Here is a 20,007-nt window from a genome sequence, read left to right on the forward strand (position 1 = left end):
CCGTTCCTCATATGCCCGGCGCTGCGCATGTGCCGCGGGCCGGCGGCATCGCCGAGCGCGCGCGGGCGATGGCGGCACCGCGGCGGGCGGCGGGTGCGTCCTATCTCGTCGGACTCAATCCCGAGCAGCGGGAGGCGGTCGAGACGGTGGAAGGCCCCCTTCTGGTGCTGGCCGGCGCCGGCACCGGCAAGACCCGGGTGCTGACCACGCGCATCGCCCACATCCTCTCGCTTGGCCTCGCCTGGCCCTCGCAGATCCTCGCCGTGACCTTCACGAACAAGGCCGCGCGCGAGATGAAGGAGCGCATAGGCGGTATCGTCGGCGAGGAAGTGGAGGGCATGCCATGGCTCGGCACCTTCCACTCCATCGGAGTCAGGATGCTTCGCCGCCATGCCGAGCTGGTGGGACTGCGCAGCGGCTTCACCATCCTCGATACCGACGACCAGATCCGGCTGCTCAAACAGATCCTCCAGGCCGAGGACATCGACGACAAGCGCTGGCCGGCGAAGATGCTGGCGAGCACCATCGACGGCTGGAAGAATCGCGGCCTCACGCCCGAGCAGGTGCCGGCCGGGGAGGGCGCGACCTTCGCCAATGGCCGCGGCAAGATGCTTTATGCCGCCTATCAGGCGCGGCTCAAGGCGCTGAACGCGGTCGATTTCGGCGATCTGCTGCTGGAAGGCATCCGCCTGCTGCGCGAGAATCCGGACGTGCTGGCGGAGTACCACCGACGCTTCCGGTTCATTCTGGTGGACGAGTATCAGGACACCAATGTCGCGCAATATCTCTGGCTGCGGCTGCTGGCGCAGGGCTCGCGCAATGTCTGCTGCGTCGGCGACGACGACCAGTCGATCTATGGCTGGCGCGGCGCCGAGGTCGACAACATCCTGCGCTTCGAGAGCGATTTTCCCGGTGCCAAGGTGATCCGGCTGGAGCGCAACTACCGCTCCACGGGCCATATCCTCGGTGCCGCCGGCCACCTCATCGCCCACAATGAAGGCCGGCTGGGTAAGACGCTGTTCTCGGAGGGCGCTCATGGCGAGAAGGTGACGGTGACCGGCGCCTGGGACAGCCAGGAGGAGGCCCGTGCCATCGGCGAGGAGATCGAGGACCTGCAGCGGCAGGGGCATAGCCTGTCCGACATCGCCATCCTCGTGCGGGCCTCGTTCCAGATGCGGGAATTCGAGGAGCGCTTCGTCACGCTCGGGCTCAATTACCGGGTGGTCGGCGGCCCGCGCTTCTATGAGCGCGCCGAGATCCGCGACGCCATGGCCTATCTGCGCTGCATCGCCCAGCCGGCGGACGACCTCGCCTTCGAACGCATCGTGAATGTGCCCAAGCGCGGGCTCGGCGACGTGGCGCTGCGGCAGATCCACGAACAGGCCCGCGCCGCCGGGGTGCCGCTGCAGGAAGCCGCGCGCCAGCTCGTCGGCAGCGACGCGTTGAAGCCGAAGGTCCGACTCAGCCTCATGGACCTCGTGCAGTCCTTCGAGCGCTGGCGCGAGCAGGCCGCGCAGATGCCTCAGAACCAGCTCGCCGAGATCGTGCTGGACGAGAGCGGCTATACCGGCATGTGGCAGAAGGACCGTTCCGCCGATGCCGCCGGCCGGCTCGACAACCTCAAGGAGCTGGTGCGCTCGATGGAGCCGTTCGAGAACCTCACCGGCTTTCTCGAACACGTCTCGCTGGTGATGGACACGGAAGGTGCAGCCGGGCAGGACGCCGTGAGCCTGATGACGCTGCATTCCGCCAAGGGGCTGGAATTCGACACCGTGTTCCTGCCGGGCTGGGAGGAGGGATTGTTCCCCAACCAGCGCGCGCTGGACGAGCAGGGCCGCGCCGGTCTCGAGGAAGAGCGCCGCCTCGCTTATGTCGGCCTCACCCGCGCGCGCTACCGGGCGAAGGTCTATTTCGCCTCCAACCGGCGCATCCACGGGCTGTGGCAGTCCAGCGTGCCGAGCCGTTTCCTCGACGAGTTGCCGGACGGCCATGTCGAGGTGACCGAATCCAAGGGCGGCACCGGCTGGGGTGGCGGTCAGGCAAATGGCGCCTCTCGCCGCTATGGCTATGGCCCGAGCCGGTTCGACCAGGCGGAGACCTTCGGATCCACCTATTCGACACCGGGCTGGCAGCGTGCGCAGGCCGCGAAGGGCGGGAGTTTCGGCGGCCGTTCGGGTGGCGCCGGCGGGAGTGGCGGCTTTGCCGAGCCGGCGTCCCGCTTCGGCGGCGTGTCCGGCCATGCGGCCGGCCGCGCCAGCGGGGGGCGGGGCAGCGGCGGGCGGCTGATCGAGGGCCAGCTCATCGCGACATCCACCGGCCCGGCGTCCGCCTTCAAGCGTGGCGAGCGGGTGTTCCACCAGAAGTTCGGCTATGGCGATGTGGTCGGCGTGGAGGGCAACAAGCTCACCGTGCAGTTCGACAAGGCCGGCGAAAAGCATGTGGTCGACAGCTTCGTGCAGCCGGCCTGAGGCGGAACGGAGCTACGCCGCGCTGGCATTCGCGCGCGCCCTCCTCTAAAGCGCTGGCGGGGTCGTTTGGGGCGGCCCGTCCAGTAGGAAGCCGGCCATGCTCGAAGGATTGCCGCCTAACGGGGCCTCCCATGTGATGCGCGTCGATGCGCCGATGGAAGAAGCGCGCGCCATTGCCGAGTTCATCGGCGAGACCTTCGATCCCGCCGAGGTCGCGACCTCCGCTTTCGAGATCGAGCGTCTCGCGGAAGGCTCGGGCTGGGCGGTGGAGATCTATTTCGCCGAGGAGCCGGACGAGGAGAATGTGCGCGAACTCATCGCGCTGGTCTCGCCGGAAGCGGCTGCGGCGGCGGTGTTTTCGCTCCTTGAGCGAAAAGACTGGGTGGCGGCTTCGCTGGAAGGGCTGGCGCCGGTCGCGATCGGGCCATTCGTGGTCCATGGCTCGCATGACCGCGCACGGGTTCCGCCGAGCCGCATCGGCATCGAGATCGAGGCGGCTCTCGCCTTCGGCACCGGCCATCACGGCACCACGCAGGGCTGCCTCGAGGCGATCGCCGCCTATGGCAAGCGGGGCCGGCCGCGGCGCACGCTGGATGTCGGCACCGGCACCGGGGTGCTCGCCATGGCAGCCGCTCGGCTGTTCCACACGCCCGTGTTGGCCAGCGACATCGACCGGGTGGCGGTGAACACCGCGCGCGCCAATGCACGGGCCAACCGGGCCCAAGGCATCTCCTTCCTGCATGCGCCGGGGCTGGGCGCGCGGCCGTTCCGCACAGCCGGACGTTTCGACCTGATCCTTGCCAATATCCTGCTGGCACCGCTGAAGGGCATAGCGAAGCCGATGCGCCCGCTGTTGGCGGCGGGCGGGCGGGTGGTGCTGTCGGGATTGCTCGATTCGCATGCCAATGCCGCGCTCGCGGCCTATCGCGCGCAGGGTCTCCACCTCGTGCGCCGGCGGAGCATCGAGGGCTGGACCACGCTGGAACTGGCTCCGCACAGCGGCAAGCCGCGCGCCGATGCACGCAAGCCTGTGCGCCGGCGCTGAGGACGGCGAGCGTTTCGCCCGGCGCCCGCCGCTCAGGACAGATGCAGCGGCAGGTCGACCTTGTTCCCGAGCCCCTCCGGTACGGGCAGCGTGCTGTGCACCGCCCTCATTTGGGCGAGGCGTTCCAGCACGTCGTCGGGGAAAGGTACCGGGCGGCGGCTGGCGCCGTCGACATGAAGCGCCATCTGCTCCCGGGTCGAGGCGGTCCAGCCCTCGCGGGCGTGATGCATCTCCTGGAAAAGATGGACCCGGAGCTCGTCGTAATTGATGAGGCGCACCGTGATGCGCACCTGATGGCCCGTCCTCAGCTCGCGGAGAAAGCGCTGATGCGTCTCCGTGGGCTGGAAGCCGGCGCTGCGCTGTTCGGCGGCCTTGTTGGTAAGGCCGACGAGGAACACCGCCTCGTCGACCGCGCGGTCGAAAAGCTGACCCTGATAAGCGGCGTTGAGCACGCCGTTATGATCGACCCAATGCGGCTCGACCGTCATGGCGGACGAGACGAAGGGTGCGAAGAACACGGGTTCAAAATCGATCCCGTCCAGCATGACGCGACCCCGCTGCTCTCATTTTATGGAAACGCTGCTGCCTTAATGGTCAGCAACGTGCCGATTTCCAAGGCAATCGTCACCCAAACCGGCGAGAAAGAAAAGCGCTGAATCTTGACGGAGTTAAGATTCTTGAAAGATTTGCGCCACCGCGCCGCAGGCCCGATGCAGCGCTGCGCCGCCGAATGGGCTATACCGCGCCGCAGGGGCAGGCTGCGAAAATGTCGGCGGGCTGGCCAGGGGAGGACGAAATGACGGATCTGGACGAACGCGACGCGGCTGTGGGAACGCCGGCGCCGGAGGCTGTTTCGGCCGTTATCGCACGTCTTTCCAAGGAGTTCGGGGATCGGCTCTCGACCGGCCGGGCGATTCGCGAGCAGCACGCCAACACCGTGACCTGGCTGCCGAACGAGGCGCCGGACGCCGTGGTCTTCGTCGAGAGCGCCGAAGAGGTTCAGGCCGTGGTGCGCGCCTGTGCCGCTCATGGGGTGCCGGTCATCGCCTTCGGCACCGGCTCTTCGCTGGAAGGGCAGATCAATGCTCCGCGTGGCGGCATCTCCATCGACCTCTCGCGGATGAACCGGGTGCTGGCGGTCCATGCCGAAGATCTCGACGTGGTGGTGGAGCCGGGCGTCACCCGCAAGCAGCTCAACGAACATGTGCGCGATCTCGGCCTGTTCTTTCCGATCGATCCCGGTGCCGACGCCTCGCTGGGCGGCATGGCCTCCACCCGCGCCTCGGGCACCAATGCGGTGCGCTACGGCACGATGAAGGACAACGTCATCGCGCTGACCGCCGTGCTCGCCAATGGCGAGATCATCACCACGGCCCGGCGGGCAAAGAAATCCTCCGCCGGCTACGACCTGACGCGGCTGTTCGTCGGCGCGGAGGGCACGCTCGGCATCATCACCAGCCTGACGCTGCGGCTCTCCGGCCTGCCGGAAGCCATTTCCGGCGGCGTCTGCCCGTTCCCGACCATCCGCGCCGCCTGCGATGCCGTCATCATGACCATCCAGTCCGGCTTGCCGGTGGCCCGCATCGAATTGCTGGACGAGGTGCAGGTGAAGGCCTGCAACGCCTATTCGAAGCTCGATCTGCCCGAGCAGCCCATGCTGTTCCTGGAGTTTCACGGCACGCAAGCCGGCGTCGCCGAACAGGCGGAACGCTTCGCCGAGATCGCGGACGAGTTCGGCGGCGGCCCCTTCACCTGGACCGCGCGGCCGGAGGAGCGCAGCAAGCTCTGGCAGGCGCGGCACGATGCCTATTGGGCCTGCCTGCCGATGAAGCCGGGGGCCAAGGCGCTCGCCACGGATGTCTGCGTGCCGCTTTCGCGCCTCGCCGATTGCGTGGACGAGACCAAGCGCGACATCGAGGAGATGGGCATGGTCGCTCCCATCGTCGGCCATGTCGGCGACGGCAACTTCCATACCGTCACCCTCGTCCACATGGACGACCCGCAGGATGTCGCCAAGGCGAAGATCTTCATCGAGCGGATGGTGCATCGCTCGCTCGCCATGGGCGGTACCGCGACCGGCGAGCATGGTGTCGGGCAGGGCAAGAAGAAATATCTGGAGGCCGAGCATGGTCGGGAGACGCTGGACGCGATGCGCGCCATCAAGGCGGCGCTCGACCCCCAGAACATCATGAATCCGGGCAAGATCCTTCCCTGAGGCTCCCGCCCTTCGGCCGGCCGGCGCGAGGCTGGACCGGCATTTGCCTGACAAGGCTCCGTCTTTCGGAGAGGATGCGTGCAGACCTTCCTGCTGACCCTTGCCACCGCCGTCATCCTTGCGATCGCCGCAGCCTTCGCAGCGCCGCTCTATGTCGACTGGAGCCAGTGGCGGAGCAGCTTCGAGGAGCAGATGAGCCGCGCGGTGGGCGCTCCCGTCGCGCTGCGCGGGCGCATCGACGCGGAAATCCTGCCGACCCCGCGGGTGGTGCTGCGCGACGTCGTCATCGGCCGCGACCCGGCCCGCAGCACCGCGACCATCGGCGAGCTGCGCGGCACGCTCTCGCTCGGCGCGCTCATCCGGGGCGAGATCAATATCGAGCATATCCGGCTGGCCGAACCGCGTGTGCGGCTGGTGCTCGGCGCGGATGGCGCCGTGACGAGCCCCGGCGGGGCGGCGCAGCCGGCCGGGTTCAGCATTTCCGAGCTCGGCGTCGAAAATGGCACGCTGGTGGTGGTCGAGCCCGCCGGCGTCGTCCTGTCGCTGGGCGATGTCGACCTCAATGGCGAAGTCACCAGCATCGCCGGACCGATGAAGTTCGAGGGTGAGGTTGCCACCGGCAACCAGCGGCAGAGCGTGCGCCTCGCGCTCGGCGCCTTCAGCGGTGGAGTGTCGAGGGCGCGTCTGGTGGTTCAGGGCATCACCAGCCCGCTTTCCCTGAGTGCGGAAGGAGCGCTTGCGGTGGCGGCCGGCAGGCCGTCCTTCGAGGGACGTGCCACGCTCGGTATGAAGCCGGGCGCCGATGCCTCGTCCCCGCTCGCGCGTGCCGGGTGGAATCTCGCTGCAAATATCCGCGCCCAGCGCAGCGGGGTCGAGGCCAGCGAACTTGCGCTGACCCTCGGCAATGCCGAGCGGCCGGTGGAACTCAACGGCAATGGCCGGTTGGCCTTTGCCGGGCCGGGTGGTGCGGCTCGGCTGGATCTCGCACTCGCCGCTCGCCAGCTCGACCTCAACAATGTCGCCGCCGGCGGTTCGCCCCTCGCCGTTGTGCTGGAGGTGGGCAACACGCTGAACCCTCTCGCCCATTTCGCGCCATCGGGCACGGTGGCGCTGAGCGGCGACACCGTGCTGCTGGGGGGCGCGCAGATGCGGGAGTTGCGCGCCGATCTCGGCTGGAGCGGCGGCAGTTGGCAGGTGCGTGCGTTGCAGGCCAAGCTGCCGGGCCGCTCCACGATGAAGGTCTCCGGGCGGATGGGGGCGGCGCCGGTCAACAACGCATCCGGCACCCCGCCGGGCGGAACGCCGGACGTGTTCTCCGGCACGCTCGCCTTCGAGACTGAAGATGTGCCGGCCTTTGCAAGCTGGGCGTTGCCGGGTTCGGTGGCGCTGGTGTCCAGCCTTCCGGCAGGTGCGGCGACCTTGTCCGGCACGGTGAGCGCCGGGTCCGAGCGGCTGGCGCTGGAGGGCGCGAAGCTCGTCCTCACACCCACCTCGGGACCGCCGCTCGCTCTGGGCGGAGCCCTTTCCCTCACCACGCCGGCCGATGCGTCGCCGCGCATTGTCGCTCGCCTCTCCGCCGATGGCGCCGATCTCGATGCGCTGCTGGCGCCGATGCGCCGGCTCGTCGCCATGGGCGGGCAGGCATCCGATGTCGTGCTGGCACTGACCGGCAGCGATGTCCGCCTCTCCGGCCTGCCGGCGAACCGCATCGACGTCGCGCTGCGTCACGGACCGGGCGATGGTACCGCGCGCGACGGACTCACCATCGAGCGCCTCGTGCTGAACGGCTTCGGCGGCCTCGACATCAATGCCTCCGGCCGGCTCGCCGACGCCTCCGCGTCGAGCGACGGGCACTTCGAGGCACGCCTCACGGGCGGGGGCACGGAGGGCGTGGCGGCGCTGGTGCGGCTGCTGCGGCCGGAGGGAGCCGACAGCTGGGTGCAGCGCCTCGCGCCCTCGCTGGCGCCGCTCGATCTGACCCTGACGCTCGACAGCAGCCCGGCGCGCTCCAGCCTCACCTTGCACGGCAGCGCGGGGCCTCTCGCGGGTACGGCGGCGCTTCAATATGGCGGCGGCGCCTCGCCGACCGGATCGACGGAACTCGACATCGCCGATGGCTCCGCCGTGCTGAAGCAGCTCGGAGTACCGGGGCTGAGGGCCGGCCTCGGCCCGGCGCGGCTTCTGGTGCGCCTGACGCCCGATCTCGATGCTGAACTGATGCTGGCGGGCGCACATCTGGCGGCGCGGGGCGATCCGGGGCTGGATGCCGAGGGCACAGTGCAGCCGAACCTGCAGATCGAGGCGCAGGCGTCCGATCTCGGCCGGCTGTTCCCCGCGGTCGCGGATGCCGCCGATTCCACCGCGCCGGTGGCGCTTGCCATGACCGGCGCGGTGAGCCGGAGCGGCGATGCCGGCGGGGCCTTCCGCCTCGCCCGGCTGTCCGGGCTGCTCGCCGGGGTAAGGCTGGAAGGTTCCGCGCTCTATGGCGGGGATCGGCCCGGCGTCGAAGCCGATCTCCGGCTGGAGCGCTGGAGCCTCGGCCGGGCGCTCGGGCTGGTGGCGGGGCGCACCCTCGCCGGGCCGGGCGTGCCCTGGACCGAGGCGCGTTTCGGCGCGCCGGCCTTGGTCGGGTTGCCGGCCACCGTATCCCTCGCCATCGGGACGTTCGATCTGCCGGACGGGCGCACGCTTGGCGATGCACGCGTGCGGGCACGGCTCGCGGACGGGCAAGCGACGGTCGAGGAACTCTCCGGTGCGCTGGCGGGTGGCCGGTTGGCGGCGAGCGGCAAGCTGCGCCGGCGTGGCGACCTCGTCGATGTCGAGGGTCATGTGAACCTCGCCAATGCCGATCTCGGCCAGCTCCTCGGCCCGCTGGTCGCGACACCGGCGGTGAAGGGCCGCCTCAGCCTCGGGCTCGACCTTGCCGGCCGCGGCCGTTCCCCGGTCGCCCTGGCCCAGACGCTGGCGGGGCAGGGGAGCCTCAGCATTGACGGCTTCGAGATCGCGGGCATCGACCCCTCGGCGGTGCGGGCCACCATGCTCGCCTATGACAAGCTCCCGCCCTCCGACGCCGCGTCCATCGCTGCCAGCCTGCAGCAGGCGATCGGCAAGGGCACGCTCAGGATCGGGCGACTCGACGTGCCGGTGTCCGTGCTGAACGGACTGGCGCGCAGCGGCACGGCGCGGCTGACCCAGAACGGGCAGCGCCTCACCCTCGATGCCAGCCTCGACATCGTCCGGCTGGGCTTCGACGGCACGCTGGAGATCGACGATGCGAGCGACCCCGCCGCCACCGCGCCGCCCGGTGTGGTGGTGGGCTGGCGCGGCCCGCTTGCGGCCCCGGAGCGGCGGTTGGACATCATGCCGCTGACCGCGGCGATCAACATGCGCACGCTGGAGCGCGAGACCAAGCGGCTGGAACAGGAATACAGCCGCAACCCGCGGCCGCCCGCGCCGACAGGTGCGGTTCCCGCAAATGCCGCGCAGGCCGGGATGGAAGCTCCGCCCGCGTCTCCGGCAGCCGCGCCACGGGGGGCCGCACCACCGGCGCCGGGCCCGGAGGTGATGCAGCCGGCCCCGCTGGGTACCGTGCCGGCCCCCCAGCTTGCGCCGCCGCTGGTTCTGCCCCCGCCGACTCCGCCCGCCGCATCGTCCGGTTCGAGCGACGCTCCTTACGTGCCGCCCTTCCTGATGCAGCCCGCTCCGGTGGCGCCGCCGTCGCCGTGAGCGTCAGCGCTCGATGAAAGCGTCGCGGCTGTAGCCCTGCAGGTAAAGCAGCGCGGTGAGGTCACCATGGTCGATCCGCACCTGCGCAGCGGCGGCAACCTGCGGCTTGGCGTGATAGGCGACGCCGATGCCGGCGGCCTGTACCATGGCGAGGTCATTCGCCCCGTCGCCCACCGCCATCGTTGCCGTTGCCGGCAGATCGTGGCGGGCGCAGAGTTGCTCCAGCGCGGCGAGCTTGGCCTCCCGACCGAGAATGGGCTCGGCGACGGTGCCGGCGAAATGCTCGTCCTCGATCAGGAGTTCGTTGGCGCGCTGCTCATGGAAGCCGATCGCTGCGGCAACCTTGCTGGTGAAGACGGTGAAGCCGCCCGACACCAGCATCGTGTGGGCGCCGTTGGCCCGCATGGTGCGCACCAGCGTCGTCGCACCGGGCGTGAGGGTGATGCGTTCGGCGATCACGCTGTCCACCACCCCGACCGGCAGGCCGCGCAGCAGGGCCACGCGCTCGCGCAGGGCCGGCTCGAAGGCGATCTCGCCGCGCATGGCGCGCTCGGTGATCGTGGCCACCATCGGCTTCATGCCGGCGAAATCGGCGAGCTCGTCAATGCACTCCTGCCCGATCATGGTGGAATCCATGTCGGCGAGGAACAACTGCTTGCGCCGCCCCGCCGCCGGCAGCACGGCAACATCGACCGGCGCCTCGCCGATCGTGCGCCTGAGGGCGGCGACATCTGCCACGGGTCCGCACGGAATTTCCGCCGCGACGCCCTCGGCCAGCCAGCGGGGTTGGCCTGCATCGGGCAGTTGCGCGGCGATGCCGCCGACGAGGGCGGCGTCGAGCGCCGGGCGTGAGGGATTGCTGATGAGGATGGCGACGTGAGCAGGCGCGATATCGGACATGGATCGTGTTTCGACCCGGCTGGCCGGGCCCGTTGGAGGATCAGCCTGCCGTAGAGGGCTTGCCCTCGATGCAGTGGCAGGCAAGAAGGGCGGCAGACAAAGGTGGCAGAGCCGGCGCGCAGGCGCCGGAACGCAAGGGAGACGGCGCTTGGCCCCGCGCGTGGTGCTTATTGCAGGGCCGACGGCGAGCGGCAAGTCGGCACTGGCGCTCGCTCTTGCCGAGCGTTCGGGTGGCGTCGTCGTCAATGCCGATTCGATGCAGGTCTATCGCGACCTCCGCCTCATCACCGCCCGTCCGACGGCGGAGGAGGAAGCCCGCGCGCCGCACCGGCTCTATGGCCATGTCGACGGTGCGCAGGACTATTCCGTCGCCGCGTGGCTGGCGGATGTCGCCACGGTGCTGCAGGAGCTGCGCGCGCAGGACCGGCTTGCCATCGTGATCGGGGGCACCGGCCTCTATTTCCGTGCGCTCACCGAAGGGCTGTCGGCGATTCCCGCCATCCCTGCCGAAATCCGTGCGCGGGTGCGCGGGCTGACGGACGATGCGGCCACGCTTCATGCCCGGCTGGCGACCATGGATCCGGAGAGCGCGGGACGGCTGCGCCCTTCCGACACGCAGCGCATCCTGCGGGCGATCGAAGTGTTCGAGGCGACGGCTCGTCCACTGGCCGAATGGCAGCGCGAGCCGGCCGTGCCGGGTCCTCTGGCGGGCGTCGAGGCGGTGAAGCTGTTTCTCGCCACGGACCGGGCGGCGCTGCGCGCGCGCATCGCGACGCGCTTCCTCGCCATGCTGGAGGCAGGTGCCGCCGACGAGGTCCGGGCGCTGCTGGCGCGCGGCCTGCCTGCCGATCGCACTATCCTCAAGGCCCATGGCGTGCCGTGGCTGGCCCGGCACTTCGCCGGGGAGATATCGCTTGCGGAGGCGGCGGAGGGCGGCATTCTCGACACGCGGCATTATGCCAAGCGGCAGGACACCTGGTTCCGCCACCAGCTCGGCGGCTTCGAGGCGGTGACGGTGGAGAAGGCCGAGGCATTGCTGCGCGCGCTCTATCCGTAAGTGCAGTGTAATCGGCCTGTCACGCAAGCTTCCTAAGCGGAACCTTATCCGAAACCCGCAAAGGATTGCCCCGTGCGCATCTCCCGAATGACCGGCCTCGCCGCGGCCCTCACGCTTCTCGCCGCGCCCCTCCTTGCCGCGGAACGCCCGCTGCCCTTCGCCTTTCCGCAGCCGAAGGACACGTCGGAGTTCTATGCGCTCATCGAAATCCCGGCCGGCAGCATGACCAAATACGAGATCGACGCCGATACCGGCTTCGTTCTCGTGGATCGCTACATGTCGATGCCGGTAGCCTATCCGGCGAACTACGGCTCGATCCCGTCCTCGCTTGGCGGCGACGGCGATCCGCTGGACGTGCTGGTCTACACGCGCGAACCGATCGTGCCCGGTGCCTTCATCAAGGTGCGCCCGATCGGCGTCCTGAAGATGATCGACGGCGGCGAGGTCGACGACAAGATCGTTGCGGTGCCCGCCGGCAAAATCGACCCGACCTATGAGAAGATCCACAGCATGGACGACCTGCCGGCGATCGAGCGCGACCGGCTGGAGGCATTCTTCCGCGTCTACAAACAGCTTCCGGCCAAGAGCAAGGTGGTCGAGGTGAAGGGTTACGACACGGCCGAGGCGGCGGGCAAGGAAGTGATCTCCGCGCTCGAGGCCTATCGCGCCAAGCAGCCGAAGTAGCTTCCTGTGACGACGAGGGCCGGGCGCGTGCCCGGCCGCTCATGTCATGCCCGCGCGGTGCGACGGGCGGGCAGCGGACGCAGCCTGAGCGCAATGGCGCTTGCCAGAGCCGCAACCACGCCTGCGCTCGCCACCCACCAGGCCGGGCGGATCGAATCCTCGAAGGCGAGGTTCGCAGCCAGCACGCGGTGCGGGTCGACGCCGGTGGCGAGGCCGTACCACGCTGCCTCCAGGCCCGCCGTCGCGAGGCCGGCGGCAATCGCGAGCCCGAGCAGCGCCGCCGTCGAGGTGCCGAGGTCGCGTCCTTGCAGCAGCCGCCACCCCATCAGCCAGACGAACAGCCCCGCCATCAGGGTCGGTTCGGTGACATCCAGCTTCTGCTGCATGAAGAAGTGCAGGATGCCCAATGCGGTCGCCGGATAGATGAGCGCGTGCAGCCGGTTCCACCGCTCCGCACCGAGCCGGCGAATGGCGGCATCGGTCGAGGTAAGGCCGAGCGCGAGGAATGCGAGCAGCGCGACGAAGCCGATGGTGAGATAGATGCGCACGGCGATCTCTCGGGCGACGATACCGAGATTGCCGCCCATGTCGGCGATGTAGAAACCGAAATGGACAAGAAGCCACGCCAGCGCAGCGACGCCCAGCGTGCGCCGGGCGAGCAGCAGTTTCGGCCAGTTGAAGAGCCGTCGCGCCGGGGTGATGGCGAGGGTGATGAGCAGAAGCCGCACGGTCCAGTCGCCGATGAAGCGGATAATGGTGACGAGTGGCCGTCCACCCCCCGCCGCGCCACTGCCGAGACCCGTATCCGGGCCCGTACCGCCGAGAGCGGATCCGCCCAATCCCGGCCCACCCAAACCGGGGCCACCCAATCCCGGCGCCGCGCCCGATGTCGCATCGAGCCCGCCGCCGAAGCTGAAGCCGGAAAATTCGCCGTGGAAGGCGCGCCACGCCAGCAGCGCGGCCGGCAGCAGCGCCACCAGCAGGGCAAGGACCTTCTCCGGGCTGAGGCGCCCGGATCGTTCGCGCAGGAAGGGCATGACGGCTCCGGGATGGCAGGTTGATAGCGCGCATCCTTGGCTGTGCGATGGACGTCGTCACGTCGCGCGCGAGCAACTTCGCGTGACAAAGCTGCCGCGCCGCCGATTCCCCCTCTTTATTCCGGCAGCACCCGCGTCCAGTGCCCCATCTTGCGGCCGGCCCGCGCCTCGGCCTTGCCGTAGAGATGCAGATGCGCCCCCGGCGTTTCGAGGATGTGGTGCCATTCCCCGGCCTCGTCGCCGATCAGGTTGGTCATTTCGACCCGCGGCCCGCGGCGTGCCGTGGAGCCGAGCGGCCAGCCGGAAATGGCGCGCACATGCTGTTCGAACTGGCTGGTATCGGCGCCGTCCAGCGTCCAGTGGCCGGAATTGTGGACCCGCGGGGCGATTTCGTTGACCACGATCCGCTCGTCGATACCGCTGCCGACCACGAACAGCTCCACCGCGAACACGCCGACATAGCCGAGCGCGTCGGCAATCTGCCGGGCGATCTCCCCGGCAGCGGCCTCGCCCATGGACGTCACGTTGGCCGGCACGGTGGAACGGTGGAGAATGTGGTGGCGGTGCTCGTTCTCCGTCACCTCATAGGCGGCGAAGGCGCCGTCGGCGCGGCGCGCGGCCACCACCGAGACCTCGCGCACGAAGGGAACGAACCCTTCAAGGATCGCCGGGTGCCGGCCGATGGCGTCGAACGCGCTCGCCGCGCTGTCGCCTTCGCGGATCATCGTCTGGCCCTTGCCGTCATAGCCGAAGCGGCGCGTCTTCAGCACCGCCGGGCGGCCGATGACGGACAACGCCTCCTCCAGCTCCTCCAGCGTATCGACCTTGGCGAAAGGCGCCGTCTCGATGCCGAGGCCGGCAACGAAGCTCTTCTCCAGCAGTCGTTCCTGGGTGATGCCGAGCGCGCGGGTGCCGGGGTGGACGGCGATCGTCTTCGCCAGATGCTCCGCGGTCGCGACCGGCACGTTCTCGAATTCGTAGGTCACGACATCGACCGCGGCAGCGAAGCGGTCCAGCGCGTCCGTGTCGTCATAGGCTGCCCGGCTGTGGGCGGTGGCGACATCGAAGGCCGGGCTGCCGGCCTCGGGCGCGTAGATATGGGTCTTCAGCCCCAGCGGGGCGGCGGCGAGCGCGATCATCCGTGCAAGTTGGCCACCGCCGAGAATGCCGATGGTGGAACCGGGGCGGAGCATGGCGGCATGGGACATCAGACGGGACTCTCCGTGACGGCGGCGGTACGCTCGGCGCGCCAGGCGTCGAGCCGTTCGGCGAGGGCGGGGTCCGTGGTGGCGAGGACGGCGGCGGCGAGCAGCGCGGCGTTGGTCGCGCCGGCCTTGCCGATGGCGAGCGTGCCGACCGGGATGCCGGCGGGCATCTGGACGATGGAATAGAGGCTGTCGAGCCCCGACAGCGCCTTGCTCTCCACCGGCACGCCGAACACCGGCAGCGGGGTCAGCGCGGCGACCATGCCCGGCAGGTGGGCCGCCCCGCCGGCTCCCGCGATAATGAGCCTGAACCCTTCCTCGCGCGCTCCTTTGGCGAAGGCATACATCCGGTCCGGGGTGCGGTGCGCCGAGACGATGCGGACCACATGGCCGACGCCGAGTGCATCGAGCGTCTCTGCGGCATGGCGCATGGTGTCCCAGTCCGACTGGCTGCCCATGATGATGGCGACCGGCCGCCCGCTCGCGGTCGTCGAGGCGTTCATCTCGCGTCCTTCGATCCGAAAAAGAGGCGCGGATTATAGGAATCGCCTAACGTTGAGCAAGGGCCCAAGCATGGTGGCAGTATGATTTCGCGCGCGGTCGCGCGGAAGATCTTGCAGGGGAGAGAATGACCGTCAAGCGGGTTGGCGTCATGTATGTCGTCGACAATGCCGTTTCGTTAATCGGGCATTAATGCGTGCACGGGAACAGTGGCATCGCTCGCCGTCCCATTCCTCCATTTGTCCCCTGCCTTGCATCGGGCGCGCTGTGCCCCGGCCGTCGCATGGGATGAAATTTGAACGAACCTTGCATGTGTTGAGTTGCACCTGCGGGAGCTTCGTTCAAAACGGAAGCGTGGGGCAGGCCGGGCATACCCCGGACGCTGGAATGGGACGTGAGAGGCCATGACGATACGGCACCAGGATGAGCGCAGCGGCGCCGGCTTCTCGCGCCGTCGTGCGGCGCTGATGGCGGGCGTGGCCCTGCTGCTGCCGGCGGTCGGGCTGATGGTGCTGCCGGTGGTGCCCGCCGAGGCGCAGGCCGGGCGCGTCGCCACCGTCTCGACCGATACCCCGAGCCTTCCGGCGGGGATGGGCACTGGCGAGGCGCTTCCCCCGGCGGCTGACGAGGTGACCGGCAGCATCGGCGCTCACACCGACACCAGTGAGGATGTGCTGGAGGCTCCGCTGACGCAGGATCTTTCCCCGATCGATCCTGCCCGTGCCTCGCAGAGCCCGGATATCGCCGCGCCTGCGGATGAGCCCGCCGCGACGGCTCCCGTCGAACCGACGCCGCCGGCCGCGACCGGCCCGGCCCCATCGACGCCCGAAGCGCCTCACGACAATGCCGCGGTTCCGGCCCCGGTGACGCAGCCTCCCGCGGCGGCTGCGCCCGTGCCCGAGGCGCCGGTGCAGCAGGCTGTCCAGCCGGCTGCCGATCCCGCTGCTCAGGCCCTTGCTGCGCTGTTCGCTTCTCCGGACCTGTCGCGCTACGTGCCGGCCAAGATCGATCAGGACGCGCTGGTGGCCTTCTACGCCGCCCGTGCCGATCGCCCGTTCCTCATGGACGGGAATGGGCTCTCCTCGATCGGAAAGGACGTGCGCGCGCAGATAGCGACCGCGGCGCAGGACGGCCTGTCCCCGGCCGATTACGACGTCGCCCTTCCCACGGCCGGCGCCAGCCCCCAGACCGCTGCCGAAACCGAGCTTCGGCTCGCCGCCGCGACCCTGCTTTATGCCCGCCACCTGCAGGCCGGGCGTTTCAACCCGGCGCGCATTTCTGACGATGTCGACGTCTCGCCGACGCCCATCGACCCGGCTGCCGTGCTCGCCAGCGTCGCAACCGCCCCGGATGTGAAGGCGGTGCTGGCGGCTTATGCTCCGCAGTATCCGCAATATGCCCGCCTCAAGGCCAAGCTGGCCGAGCTACGCGGCAAGCAGGTGCGTAACGACGGCCCGCCTCCGCCCCAGGTGCCCGGCGGCAAGGTGTTGCGGCCCAACATGCAGGACGTGCGCGTGCCGGTGCTGCGGGCTCGGTTCGGCGTTCCCGGCGAGGCCGACAATACGCTCTACGATGCTGATCTGGTGGATGCGGTGAAGGCCGCGCAGCGCCGCTATGGCCAGACTGCGAACGGTATCGTCGGCAAGGGGCTGATCGACGCGCTGAACGACACCGGCGAGAAGCGCATCGACATGATCGTGTCGAACATGGAGCGCTGGCGCTGGCTGCCCCATGAGGTGGCGCCCGCCTATGTGCTGGTGAACATTCCTGAATTCGTGGTGCGCATCTACAAGGAAGGCGAGGTCGCGCACCAGACCAAGGTGGTGGTCGGCAAGCCGGAGAATCCGACGCCGCTGCTCAGCCACAATATGGAATATCTCGTCTTCAACCCTTCCTGGAACGTGCCGCCCGGCATCGCGCGCAAGGAATATCTGCCGCGTCTGGCCGGCGACCCCTATTTCCTCGCCAAGCAGGGCATCGACGTGGTGCGCAACGGCCGGGTCGTCGATCCGGCGAGCGTGGACTGGAGCCGCGGTACGCAGGGCTATTCGTTCCGCCAGCCGCCGGGCGAGCGAAACGCGCTCGGCCACATCAAGTTCATCTTCCCGAACAAGCACTCCGTCTACCTGCACGACACCCCCAGCCGTGCGCTGTTCGCGCAGGACCGCCGCGCCTTCAGCCATGGCTGCGTGCGCGTGTTCGAGCCGATGGACTTCGCCGAGGTCATCTTCAGGCTGGGTATGCCGGCCGATAGCTGGAGCCAGCAGCGCATCGGCAAGCTGATCGGCGGCTCGGAGAAATACGTGAACCTGAAGCAGCGCTTCCCGGTGCACCTCGCCTATTTCAATGTCTTCGTCGACGATTCCGGCACTCTGGTCTCGCGGGAGGATCTCTACGGCATCGATGCTCAGACCCGCCTGATGCTCGGTCTCGACGGCGCGCGGCGAGTGGCCGATCGGGGGCGCAAGACGGCCCAGCAGTGATGGCCGACCGAAGCCTGCAGAGATCGCCGCGGGCAAGATCTGAGTCGAAAAGGAGGCGGGCCGATGGCTCGCCTTTTTCGTTTGCGCCGTCTTCCCGAGAGGGATGCGCGAACATCCTGAATGGTATTTGTTGCTTCAGTGCAACAAGATAAGACATAGTGCTGGGGATATGTGTGGATCACCTGTTTTTTATGGATCGGCACTATTTCGCCACACTCCACTTTTAGCCAGTGTCATGGGAAGTGGGGGTTGGCTCGCTAACGCGGCCTTAACCAAACCCGGCAAGACTGTGTTGACCATGTCCGACGCGACCCGTGGAGGGTGTCTCCAAAACGGGCCGTGCCGCCTCAGGAAACGTTTGGCCGCGGGTTCAGGTTCGTGCGCATTACCGAAACGCTCCGCAAGCATCGCGTCGCCTCCGCCTTCGTCCTGGCGGCGTTGGGCCTCGTGTGCGGCACCGACATGCTCCAGGACGCCGTCGCCAATGGCGATACGCGCAGCCTGACGATGCATCACGTCCATTCGGGCGAGGACATCAACATCACCTTCAAGCGCGATGGTCGCTACGACCCCGCCGCACTGCAGAAGCTGAACGTGTTCCTCCAGGATTGGCGCCGCAAAGAGCCGACCAAGATGGACCCGGCGCTGTACGACATCATCTGGGAGGTCTACCGCGAAAGCGGCGCCACCCAGCCGGTGCAGGTGATTGGCGGTTATCGTTCGCCGGCGACCAATGCCATGCTCCGCGCCCGCTCGCGCGGCGTCGCCCAGATGAGCCAGCACACGCTCGGCAAGGCGATGGACTTCTTCATTCCCGGCGTGCCGCTTTACAAGCTGCGTGAGGCGGGGCTCCGCCTGCAACGCGGCGGTGTCGGTTTCTATCCGACCTCCGGCTCGCCCTTCGTGCATATGGATACCGGCGGCGTGCGGCACTGGCCGCGCATGACCCGGCCGGAACTCGCGCGTGTCTTCCCGAACGGCAAGACGGTGCACATTCCCGTGGACGGCAAGCCGATGCCCGGCTACGCGCTGGCTCTTGCCGAGATCGAGGCACGTGGCAGCCGTCCGGGCGGGGCGGGCGCGGCCTTCGCAGGCGCCTTCGAATCCGGCGGCAAGACGGGCGGCAAGTCGAAGAACCTGTTCGCTGCGCTGTTCGGCAAGGATGACGACGAGGAGGAGGGCGCCGCGCCGGCTCCCGCTCCGGCCCGTGCCGCGGCGCCGACCCGTGTTGCGGCCGCCAATGGCGCGGGCGCTTCGTCGGATGACGAAGACGACAGCCCGGCCCCGACCGCCGCGGCGCCTGCCTCCGTTGCCGTGCCGCCTCCGTCCCGCGTTGCGGCTGCGGCGAGCGTGGTCGCCAATGCCGACGTGCCGCTGCCGATACGCAAGCCGGAGATGCCGAGCGCGCCGGTCACCCTCGCCATGGCGAGTGCGGACGTGCCGCTGCCGATGGCCCGGCCGGGCCTTGCCGCTCCGGGGGACGAGCAGGTCGGGACCGCCGCCCCTGCGACGGATGTGCCGGTGCCGATGGCACGTCCGCAATTCGCCGCCGCATCCGTTCCCGCACAGCCTTCGACGATCGCGCCTGACGTGACGACGTCTGACACGGGCGCGCAACTCGCCTCCGCCACGCCGTTGCCCTTGCTCATCACCAACGGCTTCACTCGCGGCGACGCCGGCACGGTGAATATCGGCGCAGATCAACTCTCCTACGCCTCGGCCGGCTCGTTCGTGCCGCCGCGTCAGCAACCCGGCCGCGCAGCCAGCGCTCCGATGCTGCCGACGCAGGTCGCTTCTGCCGCGCCGAGCCATGTGCCGTCTTCCGTGCCCGGCCCCGCGCGCATCGCCGCCACCCGTCCGGCAAGCGCGGAGGCACAGGCCGAAATTCGCAAGCTCTTCGCCAGCCCGACCGTGGCGCGCGACACCGCTCTGCGTACGCCGGAACTTCGCCGCTTCGCCGCCTTCGTGGCCGCCCCGCGGCAGGTGGTGGATGGCGGCTTCGGTCGAGATGCCTCGAGCGGGCTTGAGACGAAGCGCTTCTCCGGCGCCGCCGTGGTCGCGGTCCGGGTCGTTACCCTCGCCAGCGCGGCGCCGCTGCCGCCCCGCCGCACCTGGACGGCAGCGAACTGAGGCGGCTTCCACCCTCAAGGGAAAAAGAAAAGGACCGGCGCGAGGATGTTTCCGCGCCGGTCCTTTTGCCTGATGGATCGTGGCCCGGTCAGCCGACCATGCCGAGCGCCTGAAGATAGAGGTCGACAATGGCCTCGTGCTCGGCGCGCTGGTCGGCATCCTGCTTGCGGATCTTGAGGATCTCGCGCAGGGCCTTCACGTCAAAGCCGGTGCCCTTCGCCTCGGCGAAGACATCCTTGATGTCGTCGGCGATGGACTTCTTTTCCTCTTCGAGCCGCTCGATACGTTCGATGAAGGATTTAAGCTGCTCCTTGGCAAAGCCGGCGGCGGCGTCGGACAGCGGCTGGTCGTTCGGAATGTCGGACATGAGGTCTCCCGCGGGGCGGGCCGGCCGATGCACAGGCGATGCGGCCGGCAGCCCTTCGATGAAATAAGGTCGGGGATCAGCGCCCGTCAGCCTCGCCGCGTCAAGCGCGACGGAGCCGACATCCACCGGCGATGTCGCCGCCTGTGGAAAGCTGCGGTGCCATGATGCGGATGAAAACGACGGCCGGCC

General features: G+C 69.0%; 14 protein-coding genes. 8 read left to right on the forward strand and 6 right to left on the reverse strand.

The annotated features are described in order from the left end of the window. The first annotated feature begins 11 nt into the window (after positions 1–11). Both MWN34_RS15165 and MWN34_RS15170 read left to right on the forward strand, forming a co-directional pair. The gene (locus tag MWN34_RS15165; RefSeq protein ID WP_247030153.1) at positions 12–2,468 is read left to right on the forward strand and encodes an ATP-dependent helicase; all 2,457 of its coding nucleotides are present in this window, start codon (positions 12–14) and stop codon (positions 2,466–2,468) included. Positions 2,469–2,565: 97 nt separating this feature from the next. Continuing rightward, positions 2,566–3,513: a 50S ribosomal protein L11 methyltransferase gene (locus MWN34_RS15170; protein WP_247030154.1), complete on the forward strand. Its 948-nt coding sequence runs from the start codon at positions 2,566–2,568 to the stop codon at positions 3,511–3,513. Between the two features lie 32 nt (positions 3,514–3,545). Here the strand turns inward: MWN34_RS15170 and MWN34_RS15175 are convergent, their stop codons facing one another. Next, positions 3,546–4,058 (reverse strand): thioesterase family protein, encoded by a 513-nt coding sequence (locus tag MWN34_RS15175; RefSeq protein WP_247030155.1) that lies wholly within the window; start codon positions 4,056–4,058, stop codon positions 3,546–3,548. Between the two features lie 251 nt (positions 4,059–4,309). On the opposite strand from MWN34_RS15175, the gene MWN34_RS15180 reads away from it, so the two are divergent. Together MWN34_RS15180 and MWN34_RS15185 are read left to right on the forward strand one after the other, a co-directional pair. Beyond that, positions 4,310–5,728 carry an FAD-binding oxidoreductase gene (locus MWN34_RS15180; protein ID WP_247030156.1) on the forward strand — a complete coding sequence of 473 codons (1,419 nt, stop codon included), beginning with the start codon at positions 4,310–4,312 and terminating at the stop codon, positions 5,726–5,728. A gap of 78 nt (positions 5,729–5,806) precedes the next feature. Next, positions 5,807–9,454 (forward strand): AsmA family protein, encoded by a 3,648-nt coding sequence (locus MWN34_RS15185; protein WP_247030157.1) that lies wholly within the window; start codon positions 5,807–5,809, stop codon positions 9,452–9,454. 3 nt (positions 9,455–9,457) lie between these two features. Here MWN34_RS15185 and serB read toward each other — a convergent pair whose 3' ends face one another. Next, positions 9,458–10,354 (reverse strand): phosphoserine phosphatase SerB, encoded by an 897-nt coding sequence (gene serB / locus MWN34_RS15190; RefSeq protein WP_247030158.1) that lies wholly within the window; start codon positions 10,352–10,354, stop codon positions 9,458–9,460. Between the two features lie 148 nt (positions 10,355–10,502). Between serB and miaA the strand changes: the two genes are divergently transcribed. Beyond that, positions 10,503–11,411 carry a tRNA (adenosine(37)-N6)-dimethylallyltransferase MiaA gene (gene miaA / locus MWN34_RS15195; protein ID WP_247030159.1) on the forward strand — a complete coding sequence of 303 codons (909 nt, stop codon included), beginning with the start codon at positions 10,503–10,505 and terminating at the stop codon, positions 11,409–11,411. Positions 11,412–11,483: 72 nt separating this feature from the next. Continuing rightward, positions 11,484–12,095, forward strand: a complete 612-nt coding sequence (locus MWN34_RS15200; protein WP_247030160.1) for an inorganic diphosphatase — start codon at positions 11,484–11,486, stop codon at positions 12,093–12,095. A gap of 44 nt (positions 12,096–12,139) precedes the next feature. Here the strand turns inward: MWN34_RS15200 and MWN34_RS15205 are convergent, their stop codons facing one another. The 3 genes from MWN34_RS15205 to purE all read right to left on the reverse strand — a co-directional run bounded on the left by MWN34_RS15205 (position 12,140) and on the right by purE (position 14,840). Then, positions 12,140–13,132 (reverse strand): protein-methionine-sulfoxide reductase heme-binding subunit MsrQ, encoded by a 993-nt coding sequence (locus MWN34_RS15205; RefSeq protein WP_247030161.1) that lies wholly within the window; start codon positions 13,130–13,132, stop codon positions 12,140–12,142. Positions 13,133–13,248: 116 nt separating this feature from the next. Beyond that, positions 13,249–14,340, reverse strand: coding sequence for a 5-(carboxyamino)imidazole ribonucleotide synthase (locus MWN34_RS15210; protein WP_247030162.1), 1,092 nt, complete (start codon positions 14,338–14,340; stop codon positions 13,249–13,251). Then, positions 14,340–14,840, reverse strand: a complete 501-nt coding sequence (purE, locus tag MWN34_RS15215) for a 5-(carboxyamino)imidazole ribonucleotide mutase (protein ID WP_247030163.1) — start codon at positions 14,838–14,840, stop codon at positions 14,340–14,342. Before purE ends, MWN34_RS15210 begins: the two co-directional genes overlap by 1 nt. 402 nt (positions 14,841–15,242) lie before the next feature. Between purE and MWN34_RS15220 the strand changes: the two genes are divergently transcribed. Together MWN34_RS15220 and MWN34_RS15225 are read left to right on the forward strand one after the other, a co-directional pair. After that, a complete protein-coding gene (locus tag MWN34_RS15220; RefSeq protein WP_247030164.1) occupies positions 15,243–17,321 on the forward strand; it encodes a L,D-transpeptidase family protein in 2,079 nt (692 codons plus the stop codon). Between the two features lie 462 nt (positions 17,322–17,783). Then, complete coding sequence (locus MWN34_RS15225) at positions 17,784–19,451, forward strand: peptidoglycan L,D-endopeptidase MepK (protein ID WP_425532129.1); 1,668 nt, start codon at positions 17,784–17,786, stop codon at positions 19,449–19,451. Positions 19,452–19,539: 88 nt separating this feature from the next. Here the strand turns inward: MWN34_RS15225 and MWN34_RS15230 are convergent, their stop codons facing one another. Next, positions 19,540–19,818 carry a DUF2312 domain-containing protein gene (locus MWN34_RS15230; protein ID WP_247030166.1) on the reverse strand — a complete coding sequence of 93 codons (279 nt, stop codon included), beginning with the start codon at positions 19,816–19,818 and terminating at the stop codon, positions 19,540–19,542. Positions 19,819–20,007 lie beyond the last annotated feature (189 nt).

The sequence above is a fragment of the Ancylobacter crimeensis genome (assembly GCF_023016805.1).
Classification (GTDB): domain Bacteria; phylum Pseudomonadota; class Alphaproteobacteria; order Rhizobiales; family Xanthobacteraceae; genus Ancylobacter; species Ancylobacter crimeensis.